The organism is Ralstonia sp. 25C, assembly GCF_051904805.1.
Classification (GTDB): domain Bacteria; phylum Pseudomonadota; class Gammaproteobacteria; order Burkholderiales; family Burkholderiaceae; genus Ralstonia.
The window spans coordinates 865,887-889,536 of record NZ_CP196737.1 but is presented as its reverse complement, the minus strand read 5'-3'; the positions used below and the strand labels follow the sequence as shown (position 1 = coordinate 889,536).

Annotated in this window: 22 protein-coding genes and 1 tRNA gene; 4 read left to right on the top strand and 19 right to left on the bottom strand. The window is 65.7% G+C overall.

The window, feature by feature from the left end; genetic code table 11:
* Nucleotides 1–31: 31 nt before the first annotated feature.
* From ACS7SF_RS04135 to trxA, 4 genes are all read right to left on the bottom strand, one after another.
* A complete protein-coding gene (locus ACS7SF_RS04135; RefSeq protein WP_439891807.1) occupies nucleotides 32–355 on the bottom strand; it encodes a thioredoxin family protein in 324 nt (107 codons plus the stop codon).
* 92 nt (nucleotides 356–447) lie between these two features.
* Nucleotides 448–864, bottom strand: coding sequence for a bacteriohemerythrin (locus ACS7SF_RS04130; RefSeq protein WP_439891806.1), 417 nt, complete (start codon nucleotides 862–864; stop codon nucleotides 448–450).
* A 79-nt stretch (nucleotides 865–943) separates the two neighbouring features.
* Nucleotides 944–1,609, bottom strand: a complete 666-nt coding sequence (locus tag ACS7SF_RS04125) for a DsbA family protein (protein ID WP_439892689.1) — start codon at nucleotides 1,607–1,609, stop codon at nucleotides 944–946.
* 8 nt (nucleotides 1,610–1,617) lie between these two features.
* A complete protein-coding gene (gene trxA / locus ACS7SF_RS04120) occupies nucleotides 1,618–2,463 on the bottom strand; it encodes a thioredoxin (protein ID WP_439891805.1) in 846 nt (281 codons plus the stop codon).
* Between the two features lie 188 nt (nucleotides 2,464–2,651).
* Between trxA and ACS7SF_RS04115 the strand changes: the two genes are divergently transcribed.
* Complete coding sequence (locus ACS7SF_RS04115) at nucleotides 2,652–4,358, top strand: long-chain fatty acid--CoA ligase (RefSeq protein WP_439891804.1); 1,707 nt, start codon at nucleotides 2,652–2,654, stop codon at nucleotides 4,356–4,358.
* A 27-nt stretch (nucleotides 4,359–4,385) separates the two neighbouring features.
* On the opposite strand, the gene ACS7SF_RS04110 is transcribed toward ACS7SF_RS04115, so the two are convergent.
* From ACS7SF_RS04110 to ACS7SF_RS04090, 5 genes are all read right to left on the bottom strand, one after another.
* Nucleotides 4,386–5,174, bottom strand: a complete 789-nt coding sequence (locus ACS7SF_RS04110) for an ankyrin repeat domain-containing protein (protein WP_439891803.1) — start codon at nucleotides 5,172–5,174, stop codon at nucleotides 4,386–4,388.
* A 13-nt stretch (nucleotides 5,175–5,187) separates the two neighbouring features.
* Nucleotides 5,188–5,919, bottom strand: coding sequence for a gamma-glutamylcyclotransferase (locus tag ACS7SF_RS04105; protein ID WP_439891802.1), 732 nt, complete (start codon nucleotides 5,917–5,919; stop codon nucleotides 5,188–5,190).
* A 136-nt stretch (nucleotides 5,920–6,055) separates the two neighbouring features.
* Nucleotides 6,056–6,131 (bottom strand) — tRNA-Cys (locus ACS7SF_RS04100).
* Between the two features lie 74 nt (nucleotides 6,132–6,205).
* Nucleotides 6,206–6,568: an FKBP-type peptidyl-prolyl cis-trans isomerase gene (locus tag ACS7SF_RS04095; RefSeq protein WP_439891801.1), complete on the bottom strand. Its 363-nt coding sequence runs from the start codon at nucleotides 6,566–6,568 to the stop codon at nucleotides 6,206–6,208.
* A 31-nt stretch (nucleotides 6,569–6,599) separates the two neighbouring features.
* Nucleotides 6,600–7,151, bottom strand: a complete 552-nt coding sequence (locus ACS7SF_RS04090; RefSeq protein WP_439891800.1) for a YaeQ family protein — start codon at nucleotides 7,149–7,151, stop codon at nucleotides 6,600–6,602.
* A gap of 225 nt (nucleotides 7,152–7,376) precedes the next feature.
* Here ACS7SF_RS04090 and ACS7SF_RS04085 point away from each other — a divergent pair, with 225 nt between their 5' ends.
* On the top strand, nucleotides 7,377–10,244 hold the full coding sequence (locus ACS7SF_RS04085; RefSeq protein ID WP_439891799.1) for a DUF2339 domain-containing protein: 2,868 nt from the start codon (nucleotides 7,377–7,379) through the stop codon (nucleotides 10,242–10,244).
* Nucleotides 10,241–11,563: a DUF3999 domain-containing protein gene (locus tag ACS7SF_RS04080; protein WP_439891798.1), complete on the top strand. Its 1,323-nt coding sequence runs from the start codon at nucleotides 10,241–10,243 to the stop codon at nucleotides 11,561–11,563. The genes ACS7SF_RS04085 and ACS7SF_RS04080 overlap by 4 nt, the downstream gene beginning before the upstream one ends.
* Nucleotides 11,564–11,627: 64 nt before the next feature.
* Here the strand turns inward: ACS7SF_RS04080 and ACS7SF_RS04075 are convergent, their stop codons facing one another.
* The 10 genes from ACS7SF_RS04075 to ACS7SF_RS04030 form a co-directional block, all read right to left on the bottom strand.
* The gene (locus ACS7SF_RS04075) at nucleotides 11,628–12,011 is read right to left on the bottom strand and encodes an MAPEG family protein (RefSeq protein WP_439891797.1); all 384 of its coding nucleotides are present in this window, start codon (nucleotides 12,009–12,011) and stop codon (nucleotides 11,628–11,630) included.
* A 73-nt stretch (nucleotides 12,012–12,084) separates the two neighbouring features.
* Entirely contained in the window at nucleotides 12,085–12,306 is a 222-nt protein-coding gene (locus ACS7SF_RS04070; RefSeq protein ID WP_426394374.1) for an RNA-binding S4 domain-containing protein, read from the bottom strand.
* A 16-nt stretch (nucleotides 12,307–12,322) separates the two neighbouring features.
* Entirely contained in the window at nucleotides 12,323–12,895 is a 573-nt protein-coding gene (locus ACS7SF_RS04065; protein ID WP_439891796.1) for a YceI family protein, read from the bottom strand.
* Nucleotides 12,896–12,936: 41 nt separating this feature from the next.
* Entirely contained in the window at nucleotides 12,937–14,688 is a 1,752-nt protein-coding gene (locus ACS7SF_RS04060) for a glutamine--tRNA ligase/YqeY domain fusion protein (RefSeq protein ID WP_439891795.1), read from the bottom strand.
* A gap of 63 nt (nucleotides 14,689–14,751) precedes the next feature.
* On the bottom strand, nucleotides 14,752–15,783 hold the full coding sequence (locus tag ACS7SF_RS04055; protein WP_439891794.1) for a lipase secretion chaperone: 1,032 nt from the start codon (nucleotides 15,781–15,783) through the stop codon (nucleotides 14,752–14,754).
* A 34-nt stretch (nucleotides 15,784–15,817) separates the two neighbouring features.
* Nucleotides 15,818–16,804, bottom strand: coding sequence for a lipase family alpha/beta hydrolase (locus tag ACS7SF_RS04050; RefSeq protein ID WP_439891793.1), 987 nt, complete (start codon nucleotides 16,802–16,804; stop codon nucleotides 15,818–15,820).
* Between the two features lie 188 nt (nucleotides 16,805–16,992).
* Complete coding sequence (locus tag ACS7SF_RS04045) at nucleotides 16,993–18,495, bottom strand: tripartite tricarboxylate transporter permease (RefSeq protein ID WP_439891792.1); 1,503 nt, start codon at nucleotides 18,493–18,495, stop codon at nucleotides 16,993–16,995.
* Between the two features lie 10 nt (nucleotides 18,496–18,505).
* Entirely contained in the window at nucleotides 18,506–18,925 is a 420-nt protein-coding gene (locus ACS7SF_RS04040; RefSeq protein WP_439892688.1) for a tripartite tricarboxylate transporter TctB family protein, read from the bottom strand.
* Between the two features lie 127 nt (nucleotides 18,926–19,052).
* A complete protein-coding gene (locus ACS7SF_RS04035; RefSeq protein ID WP_439891791.1) occupies nucleotides 19,053–19,505 on the bottom strand; it encodes a DUF2214 family protein in 453 nt (150 codons plus the stop codon).
* 36 nt (nucleotides 19,506–19,541) lie between these two features.
* Nucleotides 19,542–20,762, bottom strand: coding sequence for a CaiB/BaiF CoA transferase family protein (locus tag ACS7SF_RS04030; RefSeq protein ID WP_439891790.1), 1,221 nt, complete (start codon nucleotides 20,760–20,762; stop codon nucleotides 19,542–19,544).
* Between the two features lie 205 nt (nucleotides 20,763–20,967).
* Here ACS7SF_RS04030 and alaS point away from each other — a divergent pair, with 205 nt between their 5' ends.
* On the top strand, nucleotides 20,968–23,610 hold the full coding sequence (gene alaS, locus ACS7SF_RS04025; RefSeq protein WP_439891789.1) for an alanine--tRNA ligase: 2,643 nt from the start codon (nucleotides 20,968–20,970) through the stop codon (nucleotides 23,608–23,610).
* The last annotated feature ends 40 nt before the right edge of the window (nucleotides 23,611–23,650 follow it).

The window sequence follows — 23,650 nt, the reverse complement described above, 5'->3', positions numbered from 1 at the left end:
GCAACACTCGCGGGCAACTCAGCTCAGTGCGTTAGCGCGGGATGAACTGGTCCAGCTTCTCGCGAATCTTGTCGGCGTAGACCCTTGACCATTCCTCGCGCGGCTGCTTGTGATCGAAGACCACAAACGCCGGCATGACGGACACGCCGTAACGGTCTGCAGTGCCCTGGTTCTCGTCAAAATCCATCGTGACGAAGGTGGCGCGCCCCGCGTAGCTCGATTCCATTTTTTCGAGACTGGCGACTGCGCACTGGCTCGGGTGGCTCCATTCTGCGGCGAAGCACACCACCACGGGCTGGCTTTGCGAGGCGTCGATCACGTCGGATTGAAACGAGGCATCGTTGACGATCTTCATGGGCACTCCTACTTGGGGCGCCCGCGCAACGAAGGCCTGCGGGCAGGGCCACTCTGACTCTAGGCAGGGCGGGCCCGATCGACAACCCGCGCTTACTCGACGTGCGCGATATTGCCCACGGGGTTGCCAGCCTGGGCCAGGTACGTCGTCATCATCCGGTCCATCACGTCCACATGCTGGGCGAACCACGCGGGCAGTTCTGCCACCAGGCGGCGGCCTAGTTCCATCTCGCCGGCAGCGGCGCGCTTGCGCACTTCGCGGCACAGCGCCAGCACGTTCTCGTGTTCGCCACGATGGCAATGGCGCGGTGGAAAGTCGACCGCGTCCATCCAGCCGTTCTCGTCGGCAAAGTGCACGTCGGTGTGCGCGATGAAGGCATCGAGCTCGGCGATGAAGTCGTCATCTGACGCGTCGGCCGCGGCGTTGAGCAGCGCGCAGAACTCAGCGTGGTTGGCGTCGGTGGCGGCGTCTCCGAGCTGGAGCGCCTCGGACCATTCGATCACGGGCATGGCGGGGCGGGAATGAGGTGGACGAGGCTGCCAGCTTAGCGACGGCTGCCTCGTCCCGGTTTGATGCGGGGCAAACAGATCAGCCGGCGTTTGGCGCGGGATGCTGCTGCAGCACTTCCACGGCGCGCGCATAGAGCGCGGCCGACGGCGCATAGCCGCGCCCGATCTGGTACAGCGTGCCGCCTTGTTCAGCCAGCAGGCTGGGAAAGCCGTTGATGCCCCAGCGACGCGACAGGCGGAAATCTTCGCGCGTCTCATCACGCAGCGCTTCCGTGTCGAACACCGCATCGAAGTGTGCTGCTTCTACACCGTGGGCGAGGGCAACTTCGCGCAGCACGTCGGCCTGCGTGGTGTCGCGGCCCTCTGCGTAGAAGGCGTGCTGGATGGCGTGGAAGAGGGTGAGCACGCGCTCGTCGTCCTCGCCCCAATGCTCGCGTGCAAGCACGGTGGCGCGGCACGCGGGCTCAGTGTCGTAGACAAAGCCCTCGCGTCGCATGGCCACGTCGGGCGATTGGTCGAACGGCATGCCGCTGCGTTCGGCGACGGCGTGCCAGTGGTGCAGGATTTCATCGCGCTTGTCGGCGGCAATCGGCTCACGCTGACCCGGGCGCAAGCCGCCCGTGATGAGCGTCACGGGCACCGGCGTGCCAAGCGTATCGCCCAAGCGCTGACGCAAATCTGCAAGCTGCGGGCCGAAGCCGTAGCACCAGGAGCACATCGGGTCGGCAACGTAGATCAAGCGCATCGTCATTCTCAGTTCAGTTTGGAGGCCAGTTGCCGACGCCAGTGCGACACCGCTTGCGGCGTGTCGCGCATCATGTCGAACACCGACACCATGGTCTTGCGTGCGATGTCATCGCGGAAGGTACGGTCACGCTCCACGATGGCGAGGAGCTGTTCGAGGGCGGCTTCGTATTGCTGGCTGGCGATGTATTGCTGGGCCAGGTCCAGGCGGGCCTGAAGGTTGTCCGGTTCGGCGGCCACGAGCGAGCGTAGGGCATCGGCGTCGGGTAGTGCGTCGGCGCGTTCGGAGGCGTTCAGGCGCGTTTGCAGTGGCGCATAGCGTTCGTCCTGCGGGGCCTTGGGCGACAACAGCGCGAACTCGCCTTGCGCGGCCTGCACATCGCCGCTGTCCAGCAGCAGGTTGGCCAACGCAAAGCGCGCAGCATCCAAGCCCGGATCCAGCGCCAGGGCATTCTGGAATGCCTCGCATGCGTCTTCGATTGCGCCCGCTTGCTGCGCCGCCAGCCCTTGGCGGTAGGCCACGTCCGCTGGCTGCGGAATCACGCGGTCCAAAAACGCGCGGAGTTGCCCCTCGGGCAGCACGCCCACGAACTGGTCGACCGGCTTGCCATCCACAAACGCCACCACGTACGGAATGCTGCGCACATGGAACTGCGCGGAAAGCTCAGGGTTGTCATCCGAGTTGACCTTGGCGAGCTTCCACTTGCCGGCATATTCGGCTTCGAGTTTTTCCAGCATCGGGCCCAGCGTGCGGCACGGGCCACACCAGGGCGCCCAAAAATCCACCAGCACGGGGAGTTGGCGAGAGGTTTCGATCACTTCTTGCGCGAAATCTTGCGAGGTGACGTCGCTCATCGTCGGGTTTCTCCTAGGAAAAAAGCCGCCGGCAGTGCATGCCGGCGCGGTCTTGTCCCATTCTACTTGGGGGCATCCGCGGCCGTTTTCATGTCCGTAGAAATGCCTGTCCTGACAACGGTTGAAAATAGAACGATCGTTCGGATACCATCCGGTAAAAACAACAGACAGATTCACGGAGACATGGCATGACACGACCGCACTTCCAGTTCTGGCCCCGGCGTTTGCCGCACAACATCCACTCGCCGCAAACGAGCCTTTGGTACAACCTGGAAGTGTCTGCCCGACGCTTTCCGGACAAGGACGCGATCATCTTCTACGGTCGGCACACCACCTTCCGCGAGCTACACGACGATGCACTGGCCGTGGCGGGCTGGCTGCAGCAGGTGGCCGGCGTGCAGAAGGGCGACCGCGTGTTGCTATACATGCAGAACTGCCCGCAGTTCATGGCCGCGTATTACGGCATCCTGCGTGCCGATGCGGTGGTCGTACCCGTCAACCCGATGAACCGGCCGGAAGAGTTCAAGCACTACATCACCGATGCGGGAGCGGCCACGGTCATTTGCAGCGCCGACCTGGCCGTCAACGTAACGACCGCCAACGCCGATCTGCCCGAGGCGCAGCGCACGAAGCATCTGTTGGTCACGTCTTACGCCGACGCATTGCCGGCCACCTATGAATACCCGGAGGACGCGCCGCCTGCGTGGATCACGGCAGAGCATCCGGCGCAGCCCGGTGCGGTGGCGTGGAAGGGCGTGCTTGCCCAACGCTTGCAGCCTGGCCCGCACACCGCCGGCCCTGATGATCTGGCCGTGATGCCCTACACCTCCGGCACCACCGGGTTCCCGAAGGGCTGCATGCATCCGCATCGCACCGTCATGCACAACATCGTTGGTGGGTCGCTATGGTCGGGCGGGACGATGGAGGGCGTGAGCCTGTCGATCATCCCGCTGTTTCATGTGACCGGCATGCAGTACGGCATGAACGCACCGATCTACATGGGCTCCACCGTGGTGATGCTGCCCCGCTGGGATCGCGAAGTCGCCGGGCGGCTGATCTCGCGCTACAAGATCACGCACTGGACGAACATCCCGACCATGGTGATCGACTTCCTGGCGAGCCCCCAGTTGGCGGAGTTCGACCTGTCGAGCCTGACCTACATCGGCGGCGGTGGCGCGGCGATGCCACAGGCCGTGGCGGAGCGTCTGCTGAAGGATTTCAACCTCGCCTATCAGGAAGGCTACGGCCTGTCGGAAACGATCGCACCCACGCACAGCAACCCGGCCGACCGGGCGAAGCAGCAGTGCCTGGGCATTCCCGTGTTCAACACCGATGCACGCATCGTCGATCCGCAGACGCTGCAAGAGCTGCCGCCCGGCGAGGTGGGCGAGATCATCGTCAGCGGCCCGCAGGTCTTCCTCGGCTACTGGGGCAAGCCGCAGGCGAGCGCCGAGGTCTTCATCGAGTTTGAGGGCAAGCCATTCTTCCGCACGGGCGACCTCGGCAAGATGGACGAGGAAGGCTACTTCTTCCTCACCGACCGCCTCAAACGCATGATCAACGCGTCGGGCTTCAAGGTCTGGCCGGCCGAGGTGGAGAGCCTGCTGTACAAGCACCCGGACGTGCAGGAGGCCTGCATCATCGGCACGCGCGATGCGTATCGCGGCGAGTCGGTCAAGGCAGTGGTGGTGCTCAAGGCGCATGCCAAGGGCAAGACCACGGAAGACGACATCATCCACTGGGCGCGCGACAACATGGCCGCGTACAAGTACCCGCGCGTGGTGGAGTTCGTGGATGCGCTGCCCAAGTCCGGTACGGGCAAGGTGATGTGGCGCACGCTGCAGGAGCAGGAGAACGCCAGGAACGAAGCCGCCGAGAAGCCGGCAACCGCATAAGAGAAAGGGGCCCGAGTGGCCCCTTTTTCAATGTCCGCGCGCCTTGAAGAGCAGGGCGCCGATGCCGTGGAACCCACGTTGGCGCGCGTGCCGCATCGGGGTCATGCCGCCCCGGTCGGGCAAGTTGGGGTCGGCGCCGCCATCGAGCAGCAGTTGCACGGTCTTCTCGTACTTCTCGCTGCCGTCACCGAGAGCCACGGCTTCGATCAGGGCGGTCAGGCCCAGGTTGTTGGTCGCATCGGGTGGCACGCCGGCTTTGACGAGTTCGTTCACGACTTCCACATAGCCGTGGTGTGCAGCGGGGATGAGCGCGGTGTCGCCATCAGCGTTAGTGGCGCGCACGTTGGCCCCATGCGACAGCGCCAGGCGCACGGTTTCTGCATCGCCTTGGGCGGCGGCGAGCAGGAAGGCGCTGTTCTGCGCGTTGTCCTGCAAGTTGACGTCGGCGCCGGCCTGGATCAGCAGGCGTGCCGCCGCGCCCATGTGTGCGGCCACGGCGGCGATCAGCGCGGTGCGGCCGTCGGCATCGCGTGCCTTGAGGTTGGCGCCATCGGCCAGCAGCGCCTGAATGGCCATGGTGTTGCCGGTCTGCGCGGCCACGATGAGGTCGCGGTCGCGCGTGGCGGGGTTGCTTCGGTGGCTTGGCTGCGTAACAGGCGCCGCGCCAGGGCTCGCCTTGGCACTGGAGCCCGCCGCCACACGCAGTATCGGCAGATGTTGTTCCTGCCATGCGTTGGCCATGTCGCCCACGGCCAGCGCCAACCCGAGCATGACGCCGATGAGCTGGTTGATCGCAGGATGCGGGGCGAGGAGCATGGTGGGCGCGCGCTCAGGCGCTCAGGTAGGGATCGGGCAGCGGCGCGTTGTCCGTTGCAGCGGAGGGCGCGTTGGCGGCGTCCATGGCTTGCAGCCGTGTCCACAGGCGGTCCAGATACGCATCGTGCAGCCCGTTGCTGGCCAGCCCGATCAGCGTGCGCTGCAGATATTCGCGTGCCGGGCCGTACAGCCCGACGGCCTCGCGCAGGCAGCCGACCACGCGCTCGTCAGGCAGGCGGCCGGCATAGGCCTCGTGTGCGCGGTTCATGACGAAGGCCAGCGCGTAGACGCGTTGCCCGTTGATCTCGGTCGGCAGCCAGCGCGGCAGGTAGGCGCCGGTCAGCATCTCGCGGCGCCACAGCACGCGGAATTCATGCTCGGCATGCGCGCGCGGCACGCGAAAGGCCACGCCCCGGCAGCTGCCGCCACGGTCCAGGCCGAGCACCAGCCCCGGGTTGTCCCAGGTGCCACGATTGATGCGGGAATAGAGATAGAAGCCGCGGTGATACCCATGCACCGTGGCGGGCGCCGCCTCGGTGTGGAAGATCATCGGGTTCCAGATGAGCGAGCCGTAGCCGAACACCCAGGCGTCCTGGCACTCGCAGGGCGCAGCCGACAACCGCGCGAGCGTCGATGCAAGCGACGCTTCCAGCGCAGCCTCGGTCAGCAGCGACGACGCGACGGGCGAATCACCCAGGGCGGCGCGCAACCGGTTCTGTTCGAGATCCTCTCGGGTGACGGCCATGTCGCAAGCATAGAGCAATCGTTACGAGTGGTCACGCGGGCAGGCGGCCGATGGCGCGGAAACAGCGCGTTGCGAGGCTTGGGGAAGGTCTGACTATGGCGCGGCCGCAACGGTGGAGTCTGCGCAGCCGGAAACTTGGAGGCGGGGGAACGGAATTGAACCGTCTTATACGGCTTTGCAAGCCGCAGCATTGACCACTCTGCCACCCCGCCGGGGGAGGGAGGCCTGCGATTGCACCGAGTGACGCATCACAGGCCGGGCGCGATTCTAGCGCAGGTTCGGAATTTCAGTTGACCTTGAGCAGTTCAACTTCGAACAGCAGCGTTGCGTTGGGGGGAATCACGCCGCCAGCGCCGCGTGCGCCGTAGCCCAGGGCAGCCGGAATGACCAGCTTGCGCGTGCCCCCAACCTTCATGCCCTGAACGCCTTCGTCCCAGCCCTTGATGACCATGCCGACGTTCAATTGGAAGGTGAACGGGTCATTGCGATCCTTGCTGGAGTCGAATTTCTTGCCGACTTCGCCCGAGTCTTTGTCATACAGCCAGCCGGTGTAATGCACGATGACCGCTGCGTTGGATACGGCTTCGTCGCCGTTGCCGACGACAACGTCTTCGTACTGCAGGCCGCTTGGTGTGGTTGTGAATGTCATAGAGAACCTCGTTGAGTTGGGAGGGGCGGACTCAGGCGGCTTGCGCTGCCTTGAGGGTTTCGAGCTGAACGTGGACGTTGTCCGCGTCGTTGGCGATCCAGATGTCGCCGTCCTGGATGGTGACTTGCAGACGCATGGTGCGTTCCACCATGGCGGCCAGCGCGGCGACGGTGTCCGCCGCCACTTCGTACACCGACACGTTGGTAAAACGCGTGACCTTGGTCTCGGTCTGTTGCCACCACACCCGGCTGGCGTTGCCGCTATACGTATACACGGCGACTTGCTCGGCGCGGTTGCTGGCCTTTCGGATGCGGGTTTCGTCCGGGTTGCCCAGGTCGATCCAGAGCTCGATGGCGTCGGTCAGGTCGCGCTGCCAGAGTTCAGGTTCGTCAGGCTCGGACAGGCCGCGCGTGAAGGCGAGCGATTCGCTGGCATGGCGGGCAAAGGCCAGCACACGCACCATCATGCGTTCGTCGTTCTCGCTCGGGTGGCGGGCGACGGTCAACGCGTGGTTGGCGTAGTAGTGGCGATCCATGTCGGCGATCTGTAGATCGACCTTGTAGATCGTGGATTTCAGGGCCATGCGGGTGGTCGGCAGGTTGGTCAGCAGAAGGGCCGTTTTCGGCAAAGCGCGCATTGTCGCACGGGCCGGTGACGCGATTGTCACGGCGTTCTACAGTTTGGTGCATTCCCATGGGCGCCCGTTTGGGGTATACGCAAGCGGTGCGTGCTTTCTGGGCAACATCGGGTCGCCAGAAACGTCGGGGTACGCACAACTCTTTCCAATCCCAACAGGACAATCAGAACGATGCGTTGGATATTCGGAATCGTGGGCCTCGTGATCGGGGCCCTGGGGGGCGGCGTCATCGGCGCGTTTTTTGGGGCGCTGATCGGTGTCGGACTGGCTTCGCTGATCTTGCATATGGACAAGCGGGCCAGTTCGCAATGGGCCAACCCGCCACAAGCTAGCGAGACCACTGCGCAAGCTCCGGCAACCGCGCCGGGGGCGACGACGCTGCAGGAGCGCGTGGCACGGCTGGAGCACGAGGTATCGCTGCTGCGCCGGCAGATCGCTGAAATCAAGGACGGAACGTTTGCTGCACCGGCCGTGTCAGCCGCGCCTGCCGCTGTGGAAGCGGCTGCCGAGCCCGCGCCGGCCGTGGCTGAAGCCTTGCCGCCGGTGGAAGCGCCAGCGGCGCCCGTGCCAAAGCCGCCCCTGGCAGTGCCACAGCCGGTTCCGCAGCCTGCTTCGACGCCGGTTCCGGCACCAGTGTTGGCGCCGTATGAGCCCGATTGGGTCGAGCGCGCCGTGGCGGCGGCCCGCGACTGGCTGCTGGGCGGCAACAGCGTGGTGCGGGTCGGCATCCTGATCCTGTTCTTCGGCGTGGCCTTCCTGCTGAAGTACGCGGCGGACAACAGCCTGCTGCCGGTGGAATTCCGCTTGGCGGGTGTGGCGGTGGGGGCCATCGCGCTGCTGGGTATCGGCTGGCGCCTGCGCGAGAAGCGCCCCGGCTATGCGCTCGTGCTGCAGGGCGGCGGGGTCGGTGTGCTGTATCTGACGGTCTTTGCGGCCACGCGCATGGTGCCGTTGCTCAGCCCGGGGATGGCGTTTCCGCTGCTGGTGCTGATCTGCGCGCTGGCCGCCGGGCTGGCCGTCAAGCAGAACGCGCCGGCGTTGGCGTTCACCGGCAGTGCGGGCGGTTTCCTGGCGCCGATCCTGATCTCCACGGGGCAGGGCAGCCATGTGGCGCTGTTCAGCTACTACGCGCTGCTGAATGCGGGCATCTTCGCCATTGCGTGGTTCCGCGCGTGGCGAGCACTGAATCTGCTCGGCTTCGTCTTCACGTTCGGTATTGCCACCGTGTGGGGTGTGTTGCGCTATCAGCCCTCGCTGCTGGCAAGCACCGAGCCGTTCCTCATCCTGTTCTTCCTCATGTACGTGGGCATTGCGCTGCTGTATGCGCTGCGCCGACACGTCAGCCTCAAGCACTACGTGGATGGCACGTTGGTGTTCGGCACACCGCTGGTGGCGATGGGGCTGCAGGCCGGACTGGTGCACCACATTCCCTTCGCCATGGCTTGGAGTGCCGCGGCGCTGGCGGCGTTCTATCTGGCGATTGCAGCGTGGCTGACGCCCAAGCGCGCAAGCCTTGGCTTGCTCTACGAATCGATGTTCGCGCTGGGCGTGATCTTCATCACGCTGGCGGTTCCGCTTGCCTTCGACGGGCGCACCACCAGTGCCGTGTGGGCGCTGGAAGGCGCCGCTGTGGTTTGGCTTGGCCTACGCCAGCAGCGTCGCTTGGCACTGGCGGCCGGTTTGCTGCTGCAGTTGGCGGCAGGCGTGGCCTTTGCGGTCGATACCGTGTTCGATTGGGCGCCGCAGAGCGGCTGGGTCGTGCTCAACAGCCGGACCATCGGCGGGTTGCTGATTGCACTGGCGGGCCTGTTCAGCGGCTGGCGGCTGCACGGCAAGGCCGAGGCCCGCACCTGGCTGAAAGCTGCGCCGGCACTGGGCATGGCGGCCTCGGTGTGGGGCTTGCTGTGGTGGCTCGGTAGCGGCAGCGCGGAGATCGACCGCTGGGCGTGGCGCGCCGCCACCAAGGCAGTTGACCGGCCCGAGATTCCGCTGTACGCCGCGTTTGCCGTGCTGACGGCGTGGGCGGCGCACGGCCTGCGTCGCAAGCTCGATTGGGCGCTGGCCGAGTGGCCCGCTTTGGCGCTGTCGCCAGTGCTCGCCTTGATCTCGCTGGCTGCGATCGAGCACTGGCAGCCGTCGCCGCTGGCAGGCTGGGCCGGGCTGGTGTGGATTGCGTCGATCGTGCTGGCCTTCGTGCTGCTGCGTCGCCAGGAGCACGATGTGAAAGACATCATCCTGGCGCCGCTGCATACGGTGCTGTTCTGGATGATCTGCGGCCTGCTGGCCACCGAGGGCTACTGGCGCCTGGATGCCTACGTGCCCGAAGGCACGTGGAGCTTCGCCGCGTGGGCCTACGCGTATGGCGCGCTGCTCGCCCTGCTGGCTGGGGTGGGCTGGCGCATCCGCTGGCCGATTGCTCGTTTTGAGCGCGCTTATCTATTGTGGGGTGCTGCACCGCTGGCCGCGCTGCTGTGGCTGTGGAGCCTGGCGAGTGCGGGCAGCGACGGCAATGCTGCACCGCTGTTCTATCTGCCGATCCTCAATCCGCTGGATGTGGCGCAGTTGCTGGTGTTTCTCTCCATCGCGCTGTGGATGCGTCGCGTGGCACTGCAGAAACTCGTGCCGGAGCCGATGGTGATCGGTTACGCCGTCGGCGCGACGCTGTTCATCTGGGCCAACGCGGTGCTGCTGCGCACGCTGCACCACTGGGCGCGCGTGCCGTACACGCTCGATGACCTGGGTGACTCGATGCTGGTGCAGGCGTCGCTGTCGATGTTCTGGACGGTGCTGGCGCTGGCGGTGATGGTGGTCGCCACGCGGCGTGCGAGCCGCGCGCTGTGGTTCACGGGCGGCGCGTTGCTGGGCGTGACCGTGGTCAAGTTGTTCCTGTTCGACCTGTCGCGCGTGACCGGCGTCGAGCGCATTGTCTCGTTCATCGCCATTGGCGTGCTGCTGCTGTTGATCGGCTACCTGTCGCCGCTGCCGCCCAAGCCGAAGGCCGAGGCCGAGACCGAGAGCGAATCCAAGGAGGTTGTGTGAAGAAGCTTGTGTTAGCGATGGCCGCTGCGTCGTTGCTTTGCGCGCCGGCCTGGGCCGAGCGCTTTGCGTTGACGGGCACGCCCGGTGCCGCGTACTACGCCGTTACGCTCAATGAAGAGGTCTATGCCCATGCGCACGAAGCCAGCCTGGCGGACTTGCGCATCCTGAACGGTGACGGCGAGCCTGTGCCGTTCACCATCGACATCCCGCGTGACCCGGCGCCGCAGGTCCGCACGCTGCAAGACGTGCACTGGTTCACCACGCCTATCGACGATGCACAGCAGCCGACAGCCGCCGGTGTGGTGCTCGGCGCCGACGGCGTGCTGCGCGCGACGGGCGCCGCGCCCGCACAGGCCTCGGCTCGCGCGTGGCTGGTGGATTTGAGCCAGCTCCGCGATACGGTGACCGCGCTGGTGGTCGGCCTGCCAACGACTGAGTACCAGAGTGGCGTGACCGTGCAGGCCAGCGATGACTTGCAACACTGGAGCCCCGTCGCCCAAGCGACGTTGTTTCGCCTGTCGAACCAGGGCAGCCTGCTCGTGCAGGACCGCATCGAGTTCACCGGCTTGCATGCGAAGTACCTGCGCCTGACGTGGCAAGGCAAGCCGCCCGTGCCCGATAGCGTGCGTGCCGAGCTGGCTGCGGGCGCGCCCGCACTGGCCGCCGATAGCGCAATCCAGTGGCGCACGGGTCTGGCACCGGTACAGACGCCGGCTGCAGGCGACTATCAATTCGACACCGGGGGCGTGTTCCCGGTTGAACGCTTGAAGATTCGCCTGCCGCAGCCCAATACGGTCGCACAGGCCACCGTGTATGCGCGTGCCGATGCGCAGGCGCCCTGGCGGCCGGTGACGTCTGCGCGCTTGTTCCGCTTGGCCGGTGCTGGGGGCCAAGGTGAGCAGGAAAACGCGGCCATCGTCGTGCCCGCCAGCGGGGAGCGCTACTGGCGCTTGCAGGTTGACACGCGTGCCGGTGGCCTCGGGGCCGGCGCGCCGCAACTGTCGATCGGCTGGCGCCCCGCCACCGTGACGTACGCGGCGCGCGGCAATGTGCCCTTCGTGCTGGCGGTGGGGGAGGTGGCGCGCAGCAGCCCCATCGCACGGGCGGACTTGCTTGCCGGAGCGTCCCCGGCGGTCGCACCAGCGCAGCTTGGCACGATGAGCGACTCTCCGGCGGAGGCGCTCACAGCAGAACCGCCAGGCGGCCGGACGCGCCAATGGGTGCTGTGGGGCGCGCTGCTGGCTGCAGTGGCCGTGCTGGGTGGCATGGCGTGGCGATTGTTCAGGGCATCAGCACCGCCGACAGACGCATCGCACTGAAGCAGGAAACCCCAAAAGAAACGGCGCCACCAGAGCGCCGTTTTTTATTGAGGGAGACGTCGTATCAATGCACGAACGTCGGCTGCACAAACAGTGCGATGGTGATGGCGAACCCGACCGTCCACACCGCCGAGCGCAGCGGCGGCCAGTCCGCCAGATAGCAGACCGTGTACACCACCCGCGCGGCCACGAAGCCGATGGCCAGCCAGTTGACGCGATCCACCGGGCTGCCGCCCAGAATGGCCACCAGCACCGCCACCGCAAAAAACGGGAACACCTCGAGGTGGTTGCTGTGGGCACCATTGGCGCGTCGGGCGAGGCCGGTCAGGTTGGCCGACCATTCGCGCGGGTTATGGTTGTCGCGCTTCGGCCCCGAAGCACGCGCGATACCCATGCAAACATAGGGCAGCACGGCGGCAGTCAGAACGCACCAGAGGGCGATCGGCATAGTCAGTTTCCTAGGCGAGAGTCAGGGTGCCGAACCGTAGCACAGGCTGCGCGTTCAAACACCCCCCCAAACGCTACTCGGCCCCGTGCACGGCGATGCGGATATCGCCCAGCATGACCACCTGGCCCGAGCGGATCTTGGCGGTCTTGCGCAGTTCCGGTTCGCCGTCGACGGTGACGGCGCCATCGGCAACGACCGCCTTGCCGGCGCCGCCGCTATCCACCACGCCGGTCAGCTTGAGCAGCTTGTGCAGCTCGATGTAGTCGGTGGTCAGGGCGAAATCGATATTGGGCATAAATGAACTACGTAGCTTATTGAGGCGTGGCTTCCACGCTGATGTCGAGGTCGACGCGGTCGCCCACATCGGGCAGGAAGCGCGTCATGCCAAAGGCGCTGCGGGCAATGGCGAGGTGGAAATCGCCGCCGCACACGTGGCGCGTGCTGCCGGGCATTTTCTCGTCGCCGCAGCTGAAACGGCGCACGTCCAGCCGCACGGGCTGCGTCACGCCATGCAACGTCAGCTTGGCCTCGATGGCGACGAGCTTGCCGCCTTCCACGACAAAGCGGTCGCTACGCAGGCGGATGATGGGAAACTGCGCCGCATCGAGAAATTGCTCGGATTTGAGCACGCCATCCAGCACCCGCAGGCGCGTGTTGATGGAAGCCGCATCGACGGTGAAATCGAGGCCGCCTTGGCTGCTGGCTTCATCGAAATCGATGGCGCCGTCGATCTTGTCGAAGCGGCCACGCATTGTGGTGCGATCGAAATGCGACGCGCCGAAGTAGACGGATGTGTGCGTCAAGTCCGGCGCAAATGGCGCAGCCACGGCGGGGAGGGCGGACGCGGTGAGCGCGCCCGCCAGCAACAGAATCCATGCACGCATGGTGCCTCCTTGATGAGGCCCACGCATGCATGGGCCCGTGCTCACTTGCCCCAGCTGTCCTTCAGGCCGACCACGCGGTTGAACACGGGCTTGCCCGGTTGCGAGTCGATACGATCGGCGACGAAATAGCCGTGGCGCTCGAACTGGAAGCGGTCTTCCGGCTTGGCCGTTGCCAGCGTGGGCTCCAGGTAGGCCGTGACGATCTTCTTGGAGTCCGGGTTGAGGGCATCCAGGAAGTTCTTGTCGCCCGAATCCGGCTGCGGATCGCTGAACAGGCGGTCGTACAGGCGCACTTCGGCTTCGAGTGCGTGCGCCGCGCTTACCCAATGGATGTTGCCCTTCACCTTCACGCTGTCAGCACCCGGCGTGCCACTCTTGGTGTCCGGGATGATGTTGGCGTGCACGGCGGTGATGTTGCCGTCGGCATCCTTGTCGCAGCCGGTGCATTCGATCACATAGCCGTAGCGCAGGCGGACCTTGTTGCCCGGGAAGAGGCGGAAGTAGCCCTTGGGCGGCGTCTCGGTGAAGTCTTCGCGCTCGATCCACAGCTCACGCGTGAGCGGGAACTCGCGGCGGCCGAGTTCAGGCTGCTTCGGGTGCACGGGTGCCGAGCACGGCTCGTTGAAATCGGCCGGCACGTTGTCGAGGACGAGCTTGACCGGGTCCAGCACGCCCACCGAACGCGGCGCGCGCGCATCGAGATCGTCGCGCACGGCGCCTTCCAGGATGCTCATGTCGATCCAGCTATCGGCCTTGGACACGCCCACCCGTTCGCAGAAGAGCTGGATGGATTCCGGCGTGTAGCCACGGCGGCGGATGCCCACGAGCGTCGGCATGCGCGGGTCGTCCCAGCCGTCGACGCGCTTTTCGGTCACCAGTTGCAGCAGCTTGCGTTTGCTGGTGATGGCGTAGGTCAGGTGCAGGCGCGCGAATTCGTACTGATGCGGCAACGGCGCGGGCAGAGCACCGGCGTCGCGCAGGTGGTCGAGCACCCAGTCGTACAGCGGGCGGTTGTTCTCGAATTCCAGCGTGCACAGCGAATGCGTGATGTTCTCCAGCGCATCGGAAATGCAATGCGTGAAGTCGTACATCGGGTAGATGCACCATGCGTCGCCGGTGCGATGGTGATGCGCATGGCGAATGCGGTACAGCACCGGATCGCGCATCACGATGTTGGGTGCGGCCATGTCGATCTTGGCGCGCAGCACCAGCTCGCCGTCCTTGTACTTGCCGGCGCGCATGTCGCGGAACAGCGCGAGGTTCTCGTCCACCGAGCGGTCGCGGTAAGGCGACGGCGTGCCCGGGCGGGTGAAGTCGCCCCGGTTGGCGGCGATCTGCTCCGCGCTCTGGCTGTCGACGTAGGCCACGCCGCGCTGGATCAGCACTTCGGCAAAGCCGTAGAGCTGCTCGAAGTAGTCGCTGGCGTAGTAGAGGTGCTCGCCGCCTTCGTCGCTCCACGAGTAGCCGAGCCAGTGCACGGCGTCGATGATGGAGTTGACGTATTCGGTGTCTTCCTTGACGGGGTTGGTGTCGTCAAAGCGCAGGTGGCAGCGGCCGTTGTAGTCCTTGGCCATGCCGAAGTTCACCCAGATGCTCTTGGCGTGGCCGATGTGCAGGTAGCCGTTGGGCTCCGGCGGGAAGCGCGTGACCACCGGCGGAATCGGCTGGCCGGTGGCGTCTTTGCGGCCGGCGTAGGTGCCCTGTGCGAGGTCGCCGTCGATGATTTGGCGCAGGAAGTTGGACGTGGGGGCGGCGGCAGTCGACCCGTTGGCGGTGGCGTTGTCTTGGCTCATGGGAGTGCGTGATTCGGCAATCCCGGGATTTTACCGTGCCCGGCGGTCGGCGCCTGTGGTGGCCTATCGACGCTGGGCCAGACCGTCCAGCGCTTGTGCGCGCAACAGCTCATTCGACGCGGTGAAGGTCTGCTGGCGCAACTGGGCGATTTGGGCGGCGCGGTCGGCGTCCGACAGGCCGGTAAAGGCGCTGATGCGGTCGCGTTCGCGGGCGTAGTCGTCGTAGCGGGCGCGCCAGTCGGCTTCTTCGCGGTTGCCCTGGATCAGGCGGTCGGCCACCACGGCGTCCACGCCCTGGGCGGATAGCCGCTGGCGGATCTGGGCATCGCTCAGGCCCTGCTTGAGCCAAGTGTCCATGTCGTTGGCGAGCTTGGCGGGGGCAGAGGCGTCGCGGCGGGCTTGCTGTACGGCGGGAGGCAGGGCGGCGTCGATGGCGGCGATGCGGGCTGCGCGTTGGTCGGGCGTGAGGGACGCATCGGTCATCACGGCCATACGTTCGAGTTCGGCGGCGTCCACCGCATCCGCATCGCCGTACCAGGCTTGCGCGACTTCCATGCCGAGGATTTGGCGGCGCAGGGCAGTGCGGGTGGCGAGCTGTTGACGCAGCGTGGCGATCATCTCGGGGCGTTGCTGGAGTTGCGTGAGGCTCGGCTTGCTGCGTTCCACATCGCCTTGTGCGGCCAGTGCTTTGCGATACGCGAGATAGCGTTGCAGCAGCGATTGCGCCTCGGCCAGCGCGGGCGATACCAGCTTGGCGCGCAAATGCGCTTCGGCCATCGCCACGCGCTGCGCTTCGGGCAACGAGGCCGGCACATCGAGGAAGTAATCGAACACCGCCCGGTTGGCTGCTTCCACGATGAGGTGGCCGCGTGCGTCGACGTGCAGGCCGTCGGGCGCCTGCGTGTCTGCCAGTTCTGGTGCTGCCGCCGTGGTGGCGGCCTGTGTGCTGCCAACACTGCCGATGAAGGCGCCGCGGGCGGAGGCGGGCGCCTCTGCCGTGGGCGCGGGGGCACTGCCTGACGCATGCCACCAGAAGACGCCGCCCGCCGCCGCCATGGCGACCAGCATTGCAGCAACGAATGTCATGGGTTGCATGGGCGATGCGCGGGTCTTCATGGCGGCGGGGCGCCTATAGGCCGGCTTGCTTCAATCGATTGGCCTGCGTGCGGATGACGGCCACCGGGTCCGCCGCACCCCAGCCGATCAGGCCGAGCAACTGGTTCACCTCGTCCAGATGGTTCCACGCATAGTCGGTCGACAGCACCTGCCCGAACTTGGCGCTGCATACCGAGACCAGCCCATCGTTGGTGCCCGAGCCGCGCGCCTGCATGACGCCGCCGCTGAATACCAGCACGGGGTCGAACACGTCGAGGAGGTTGGTGGCGGTGGAGCGGCCCGTCCACGAATACAGCTTCTGTACGTTGCCGTTACGCACGTCAGTGCCGCTGCCGGTGTTGCAGCCGCTGGCCAGGCCCGCACTCGGGAACGCCTTGTTGAAATCGGCCGCGCCCGCTGTCGACAAGATATGCAGCGCGGCAAAGCCATCCTGCGGGTTGCTCGCACCGTTGAACCAGCCGAGCACCGAGCCGAAGATGTCCGCGCCCAGGCTCACCAGCGCCTGGAACGGCTGCGGTGTGCTCTCCACAAAGTCGGCAAACTCCGAGCCCTTGTGCGGGGTGCCGATGGTGGTGACGGAAGCCACGAGGTTCGGCACCACGGCCGCTGCATAGCGCGAGGTCAGCCCGCCCTGGCTGTGTCCGATCAGGTTGACCTTGGCTGCACCGGTGGTCGCCAGCACGGTGCGGATCTGGCTGACGAGTTGCTCGCCGCGCACGGTTTCATCGTTGAAGGCAGACACATCGGCCACGTAGACGTTGGCGCCGTTGGCCCGCAGGTCTTCGGGGATCTGATACCAGTAGTCCACCACGCCGAGGAACTTACTGGTGCCCGACAGGCCATGTACCAGCACGATCGGATATTGCGTCGCGGCGTAGGTGCTGGCGGCCTGGGCCGGTGCAACCGCACCCAAGGTGAGGGCGGTTGCGGCCAAGATGGCGGCGGCCGCGTGCGTGCGCAAAAAGCCGCGCACGGCGCGGACCAAGGAAGGCTGTGACATTCGGTTGTCTCCTGGACATTGGATGGGTGGTCGACCTCTGCGGGTCGATCGCCCTCCGTTATCCGAAGCGACGCATCGGGCGTCAACCGAAGTGGAAGTTAGGCTCTAATGCTGCATTGCCGCGTGCGCAAAGCAAAACCGGAGGGCGAGCCTCCGGTTTTATAGGGTGCGATGCAGCAACGCGTTGCCTACTCCTCGTGAAACGCCTCCTCGCGCTTTTTGCGGATGGCGGGCAACACCACGAGCAGCATCAAGACAGCCGCCGCCATCAACAACCCCAGCGACAGCGGCCGCGTAACGAAGGTCGAGAAATCCCCGCGCGAGAACTGCAGCGCGCGGCGGAAGTTCTCTTCCATCATCGGGCCGAGCACAAAGCCGAGCAGCATCGGCGCGGGCTCGCAGCGCAGCTTCACGAACACGTAGCCGATCAGCCCGAAGAGCGCTGTTTGAAACACGTCGAACGTGGTATTCGAGACCGAATACACGCCAATGCAGCAGAACACCAAGATGGCCGGATACAGAAAGCGGTAGGGCACCTTCAGCAGCCGCACCCACATGCCGATCATCGGCAGGTTCAGCACGATCAGCATCAGGTTGCCGATCCACATGGAAGCAACGAGCCCCCAGAACAGCGCCGGGTTGCTGGTCATCACCTGCGGGCCGGGCTGGATGTTGTGGATGGTCATGGCGCTCACCATCAGCGCCATCACGGCGTTGGGCGGAATGCCCAGCGTAAGCAGTGGGATGAACGACGTCTGCGCCGCCGCGTTGTTGGCGGATTCCGGGCCGGCCACGCCTTCAATGGCGCCCTTGCCGAATTCGTGGGCGTATTTCGAGGCCTTCTTTTCCAGCGAATACGACGCGAACGACGCCAGCGTCGCGCCGCCCCCTGGCAGGATGCCGAGCGCCGAGCCCAGCGCCGTGCCGCGCAGCACGGCCGGGATCATGCGCCTGAAGTCTTCACGGCTGGGCCAGAGGTTGCGTACGTGGTTGACGAAGGTTTCGCGGTGCTCTTTCTGCTCCAGGTTGACGATGATCTCGGCAAAGCCGAACAGGCCCATCGCCACGGAGACAAAGCTCAACCCATCCGCCAGCTCCGGCACGTCAAACGAATAGCGCGCCACGCCGGAGTTGACGTCCCTGCCGACCAAGCCGAGCAGCACGCCCAGTACGATCATCGCCAGCGCCTTGGGCAGTGACCCCGAGGCCAGCACGACCGCGCCCACCAGGCCCAGCACCATGAGCGAGAAGTACTCCGCCGCGCCAAAGTGGAAGGCGAGTTCCGACAACGGCTTGGCGAACGCAGCCAGGATCACCGTGGCGACGCAGCCCGCGAAGAACGAGCCCAGGCCGGCAGTGGCCAGCGCCACGCCGGCCCGGCCCCGGCGCGCCATCTGGTAGCCATCGATGGTGGTGACCACGGACGACGATTCCCCCGGCAGGTTGACCAGGATGGCCGTGGTGGACCCGCCGTACTGAGCGCCGTAGTAAATGCCGGCCAGCATGATCAGCGCGGCCACGGGCGGCAGGGCGTAGGTGGTCGGCAGCAGCATCGCGATGGTCGCGATGGGGCCGATGCCCGGCAACACGCCGATCAACGTGCCGAAGATGCAGCCGATCAGCGCATAGATCAGGTTCTGGAGGGACAGCGCTGTTGAGAAGCCGAGCGCAAGATTGGCAAAGAGATCCATCGCGTGCGCCTCAGCCGATAAAGGCGGGCCAGAGCGGAATCTGCAGATTCAGCAGCCACACGAACGTGCCCCAGCCGATGAGCACCATGACGCCCGCGGTGGCGAGGGCCCCGCGCCAGCCGAACTCGTGACTCGCCAGACTGGACGCCACCACGAGCGCCACCACCGAGAGCACCAGCCCGAGCGGCTGCAACAGCAGACCGAATAGCACCACCGAGCCGAGAATCCACAGCAGCGTCTTCATATCCAGGCGCGGAATCCGGTCTGCTACGCCTTTGCGCGACAGCGATTGCGCCAGCACCACCACGCCCAGCAGCACCAGCACCACGCCCAGCCAGAATGGAAAATAGCCAGGGCCCATGCTGCTGGCCGTGCCCATGCGGTAGTTGCGCGCCAGGATGGCAAACGCCGCGCCCGCGACGATGAACATCAGGCCGGACGCAAAGTCCTGATGGCTGCGAATGAGGGGGCGGTTGTGTGGCGCGTTCTGCAAGTTGGTTCTCCTGGGGCGCGAGTTACATCCCGCGCATTACATCCCGCGCATTACATCCCGCGCATTACAGCCCGATCCCGCGCGCCATCAACGCCGCGGCCAACGGGATGAAGACGATCAGGTGCGATTCGATCATCACCCAGCGGCGCGTCTTGGCGATTTCCGAGGGCGGGGGCACGAAGTCGGGCAGCGTCTTGGCCTGCTTCTTCCAGCGCAGGATGCTCACCGTTGGCATGATCGACAGCAGCCCCACCAGGATGAACAAGCCGACTTTGACGTGGAATACCGGGTTGTGAAGATAGAACGCATAGCCCTTGGCGCCATAGAACAGGCGCAGCCCACCGGTGACGAGCACCGCCAGCGCAGCAAAGCCGTACACCGCGTCATAGCGCACCAAACGTTGGCGGATTTCTGGCGTCATGCCGGGGCGCAGCACCACGGCCTCGGCGGTGAGGAAGACGATCAGCGTGAAGATCGAGATGTAATGCAGGTAAGCCAGCAACGCATCAAGCCACATGGTGACCTCGTCAGGGTGGGGAAGGGTTGGCGTGGTTCAGATCACGCCGCGCGTGCGCAGCGTATCAATCTGTTCGGCGTTCAGGTCGAGCACGTCGCGCAGCACGGCTTCCGTATGTTCGCCAAGCAGCGGCGGGTGGCTGGCAGCCTTGGGCGGCGTGGCGCTCATCTTCACCGGGCTGCCGACCAGCTTGACGGTACCGGCGCTCGGGTGGGGCAAGTTGACGCGCAGCCCGCGCGCCTGCACCTGCTCGTTGTCGAACACCTCGTCGAGATTGTTGATCGGGCCGCAGGGCACGCCCGCGGCTTCGAGCTTGCTGATCCATTCCGTCTTGCCGAAGCGCTTGACCATCTCGGCCAGGATCGGCACCAGCACGTCGCGGTTGGCCACGCGCTGCGGGTTGGTGGCAAAGCGCGGATCGTCGGCGAGTTCCGGCATGCCGCCGGCTTCCACGAATCGGCGGAATTGCCCGTCGTTGCCCACCGCCACGATGATCCAGCCATCGGCGGTCTGGAAGGTCTGATACGGCACGATGTTCGGGTGCGCATTGCCCCAGCGCTTGGGCGCCTGACCGCTCGCCAGGTAATTCGTGTTCATGTTGGCCAGCATGGCGACCTGCACGTCGAGCAGGGCCATGTCGATGTACTGGCCTTCGCCCGTGCGGTCCCGGTGCGCGAGTGCGGCTAGCACGGCCACGGTGGCGTACATGCCGGTCATCAAATCCGAGATGGCCACACCGGCCTTCTGCGGGCCGCCGCCGGGCAGGTCGTCGCGCTCGCCGGTCAGGCTCATGAAGCCGCCCATGCCCTGCACGATGAAGTCGTAGCCGGCGCGCGCGGCGTAGGGGCCAGTCTGGCCAAAGCCGGTGATGGAGCAGTAGATCAGGTCCGGTTTGACGGCCTTGAGCGATTCGTAGTCGAGCCCGTACTTCTTCAACTGGCCGACCTTGTAGTTTTCGAGCACCACATCGGCATGCGCGGCCAGCTTGCGGACGATGTCCTGGCCCTCGGGCGTGCTGATGTCGACAGTGATCGAGCGCTTGTTGCGGTTGGCAGCCAGGTAGTAGGCGGCTTCGGCGGTGTCGTGGCCGGCTTCGTCCTTGAGCCAGGGCGGGCCCCAGGTGCGGGTGTCATCACCGGCGCCGGGGCGCTCCACCTTGATGACGTCAGCACCAAAATCGGCGAGGTTTTGCGCGCACCACGGGCCGGCAAGCACGCGGGTCAGGTCAAGAACACGGAGATGGCTCAGAGCGCCCATGGATTGACGAATCGACACGATTGGAACGGGTGCACTCTACACCACGCTCCGGCGTCCCCCCAGCCCCATGCGACCGACCAGGGAGAATGCGGCGCGGGATGGGCACCAATAGGGCACGAACCCCGTATAATCAACGGTTTGCACTAATCCAAGGCGCTCCGGAGCATCGCTCCAAGGCGCAATGCTGACTCCGGCACCCCGCGACATGAAAGCCTCCGATATCCGCCAAAAATTCCTGACCTTCTTTGAGGGCAAGGGCCACACCGTGGTGCGCTCCTCGCCGCTGGTGCCGGGCAACGACCCGACGCTGCTGTTCACCAACTCCGGCATGGTGCAGTTCAAGGACGTCTTTCTCGGTACCGACAAGCGCCCGTACGTGCGCGCGGCCTCCGTGCAGCGCTGCCTGCGCGCCGGCGGCAAGCACAACGACCTGGAAAACGTCGGCTACACCGCGCGTCACCACACGTTCTTCGAGATGCTCGGCAACTGGTCGTTCGGCGACTACTTCAAGCTCGACGCCATCACGTGGGCGTGGGAACTGCTGACCAAGGAATACAAGCTGCCGGCCGACAAGCTCTGGGCCACGGTCTACCAGACCGACGACGAGGCCTATGACATCTGGACCAAGGTGATCGGCCTGCCGCCCGAGCGCGTCGTGCGCATCGGCGACAACAAGGGCGCGCCGTACGCGTCGGACAATTTCTGGCAGATGGCCGAAACCGGCCCGTGCGGCCCGTGCTCGGAAATCTTCTACGACCACGGCCCGGAAATCTGGGGCGGCCCCCCGGGCAGCCCGGAAGCCGACGGCGACCGCTACATCGAGATCTGGAACAACGTGTTCATGCAGTTCGATCGCCAGCTCGACCCGGCCACCGGCGAATACACGCTGACCCCGCTGCCCGCACCGTGCGTGGACACCGGCATGGGCATGGAGCGCCTGGCTGCCATCCTGCAGCACGTGCACAGCAACTATGAGATCGACCTGTTCCAGGCGCTCATCGCGGCCGCTTCGCGTGAGACCAACACCAAGGATCTGGCCAACAACTCGCTGCGCGTGATTGCCGACCATATTCGCGCGTGCTCGTTCCTGATCGTCGACGGCGTGATCCCGGGCAATGAAGGCCGCGGCTACGTGCTGCGCCGGATCATCCGCCGCGCCATCCGCCACGGCTACAAGCTGGGCTGCCGCGCCGCGTTCTTCCACAAGCTGGTGGACGACCTCGTGGCGCAGATGGGCGAGGCCTATCCGGAACTGCGCGAAGCGCGCGACCGCGTGGTCGAAGTGCTGCGCACGGAAGAAGCCCGCTTCTTCGAAACCATCGAACACGGCATGTCGATCCTCGACGCCGCGCTGGGCGAGCTGAAGGCATCGGGCGCCAAGATGCTCGACGGCGAACTCGCCTTCAAGCTGCACGACACGTACGGCTTCCCGCTGGACCTGACGCAGGACGTCTGCCGCGAGAACGACGTGATCGTCGACGAAGCCGCCTTTGACGCCGCCATGAACCGCCAGCGCGAGCAGGCACGCGCCGCTGGCAAGTTCAAGATCACCGCCGGCACGCTCGACTACACCGGCGACAAGACTACCTTCCACGGCTACGACCAGCTCGTGCGCGAGACCGCGCGCGTGACGGCGCTGTTTGTCGACGGTGCGTCGGTGCAGGAAATGCACCCCGGCCAGACCGGCGTCGTGGTGCTGGACCACACCCCGTTCTATGCAGAATCCGGCGGTCAGGTTGGCGACCAGGGCACGCTCAAGGCCGCCACTGTCTGGTTTGACGTGGCCGATACGCTCAAGGTGCAGCCGGAAGTCTTCGGCCACCACGGCGAGCTGCGCACCGGCGTGCTGAAGGTCGGCGATGCCGTGGCTGCGGAAGTGGACGCCGTGCGCCGTGCGCGCACCATGCGCAACCACTCGGCCACCCACCTGATGCACAAGGCCCTGCGCGAAGTGCTGGGCGACCACGTGCAGCAGAAGGGCTCGCTGGTCGATGCCGACAAGACCCGCTTCGACTTCTCGCACAACGCACCGATGACGCCGCTGCAGATCCGCGAAGTGGAAGCGCGCGTCAACGCAGAAATTTTCGCCAATGCCGCCACCAGCGCCCAGATCATGGGCTTTGACGATGCGGTCAAGAACGGCGCCATGGCCCTCTTCGGCGAGAAGTACGGCGACGAAGTGCGCGTGCTGTCGATCGGCACGTCGAAGGAACTCTGCGGCGGCACCCACGTGGCGCGCACCGGTGACATCGGCCTGTTCAAGATCGTGGGCGAGTCGGGCGTAGCCGCCGGCATCCGCCGCGTGGAAGCCATCACCGGCGACAACGTGCTGCACTACCTGCAGACGCTCGATACGCGCATCAACGAAGCCGCTGCCGCACTGCGCGCACAGCCGTCGGAACTGACGCAGCGCATCGGCCAGGTGCAGGACCAGGTCAAGACGCTGGAGAAGGAACTGGAGCGCCTGAAGTCGAAGCTGGCCGCAAGCCAGGGCGACGAGCTGGTGAACCAGGCTGTGGACGTGGCCGGCATCAAGGTGCTGGCCGCCAAGCTGGACGGTGCTGACGCCAAGACGCTGCGCGAGACCATGGACAAGCTCAAGGACAAGCTGCAGACCGCCGCCATCGTGCTGGGTAGCGTGAGCGACGGCAAGGTCGCGCTGATCGCCGGCGTGACGGCGGACGCCACGGCTAAGGTCAAGGCGGGCGAGCTGGTCAACTTTGTCGCCCAGCAGGTCGGCGGCAAGGGCGGTGGCCGCCCGGACATGGCTCAAGCAGGTGGCACCGAGCCGGATAACCTGCCGCAGGCACTGGCCGGTGTGGCAGCATGGGTGCAGCAGAAGGTGTGATGTAGGTTTTTCAACCTGATGCGCTGAACGGCGCGCGTTC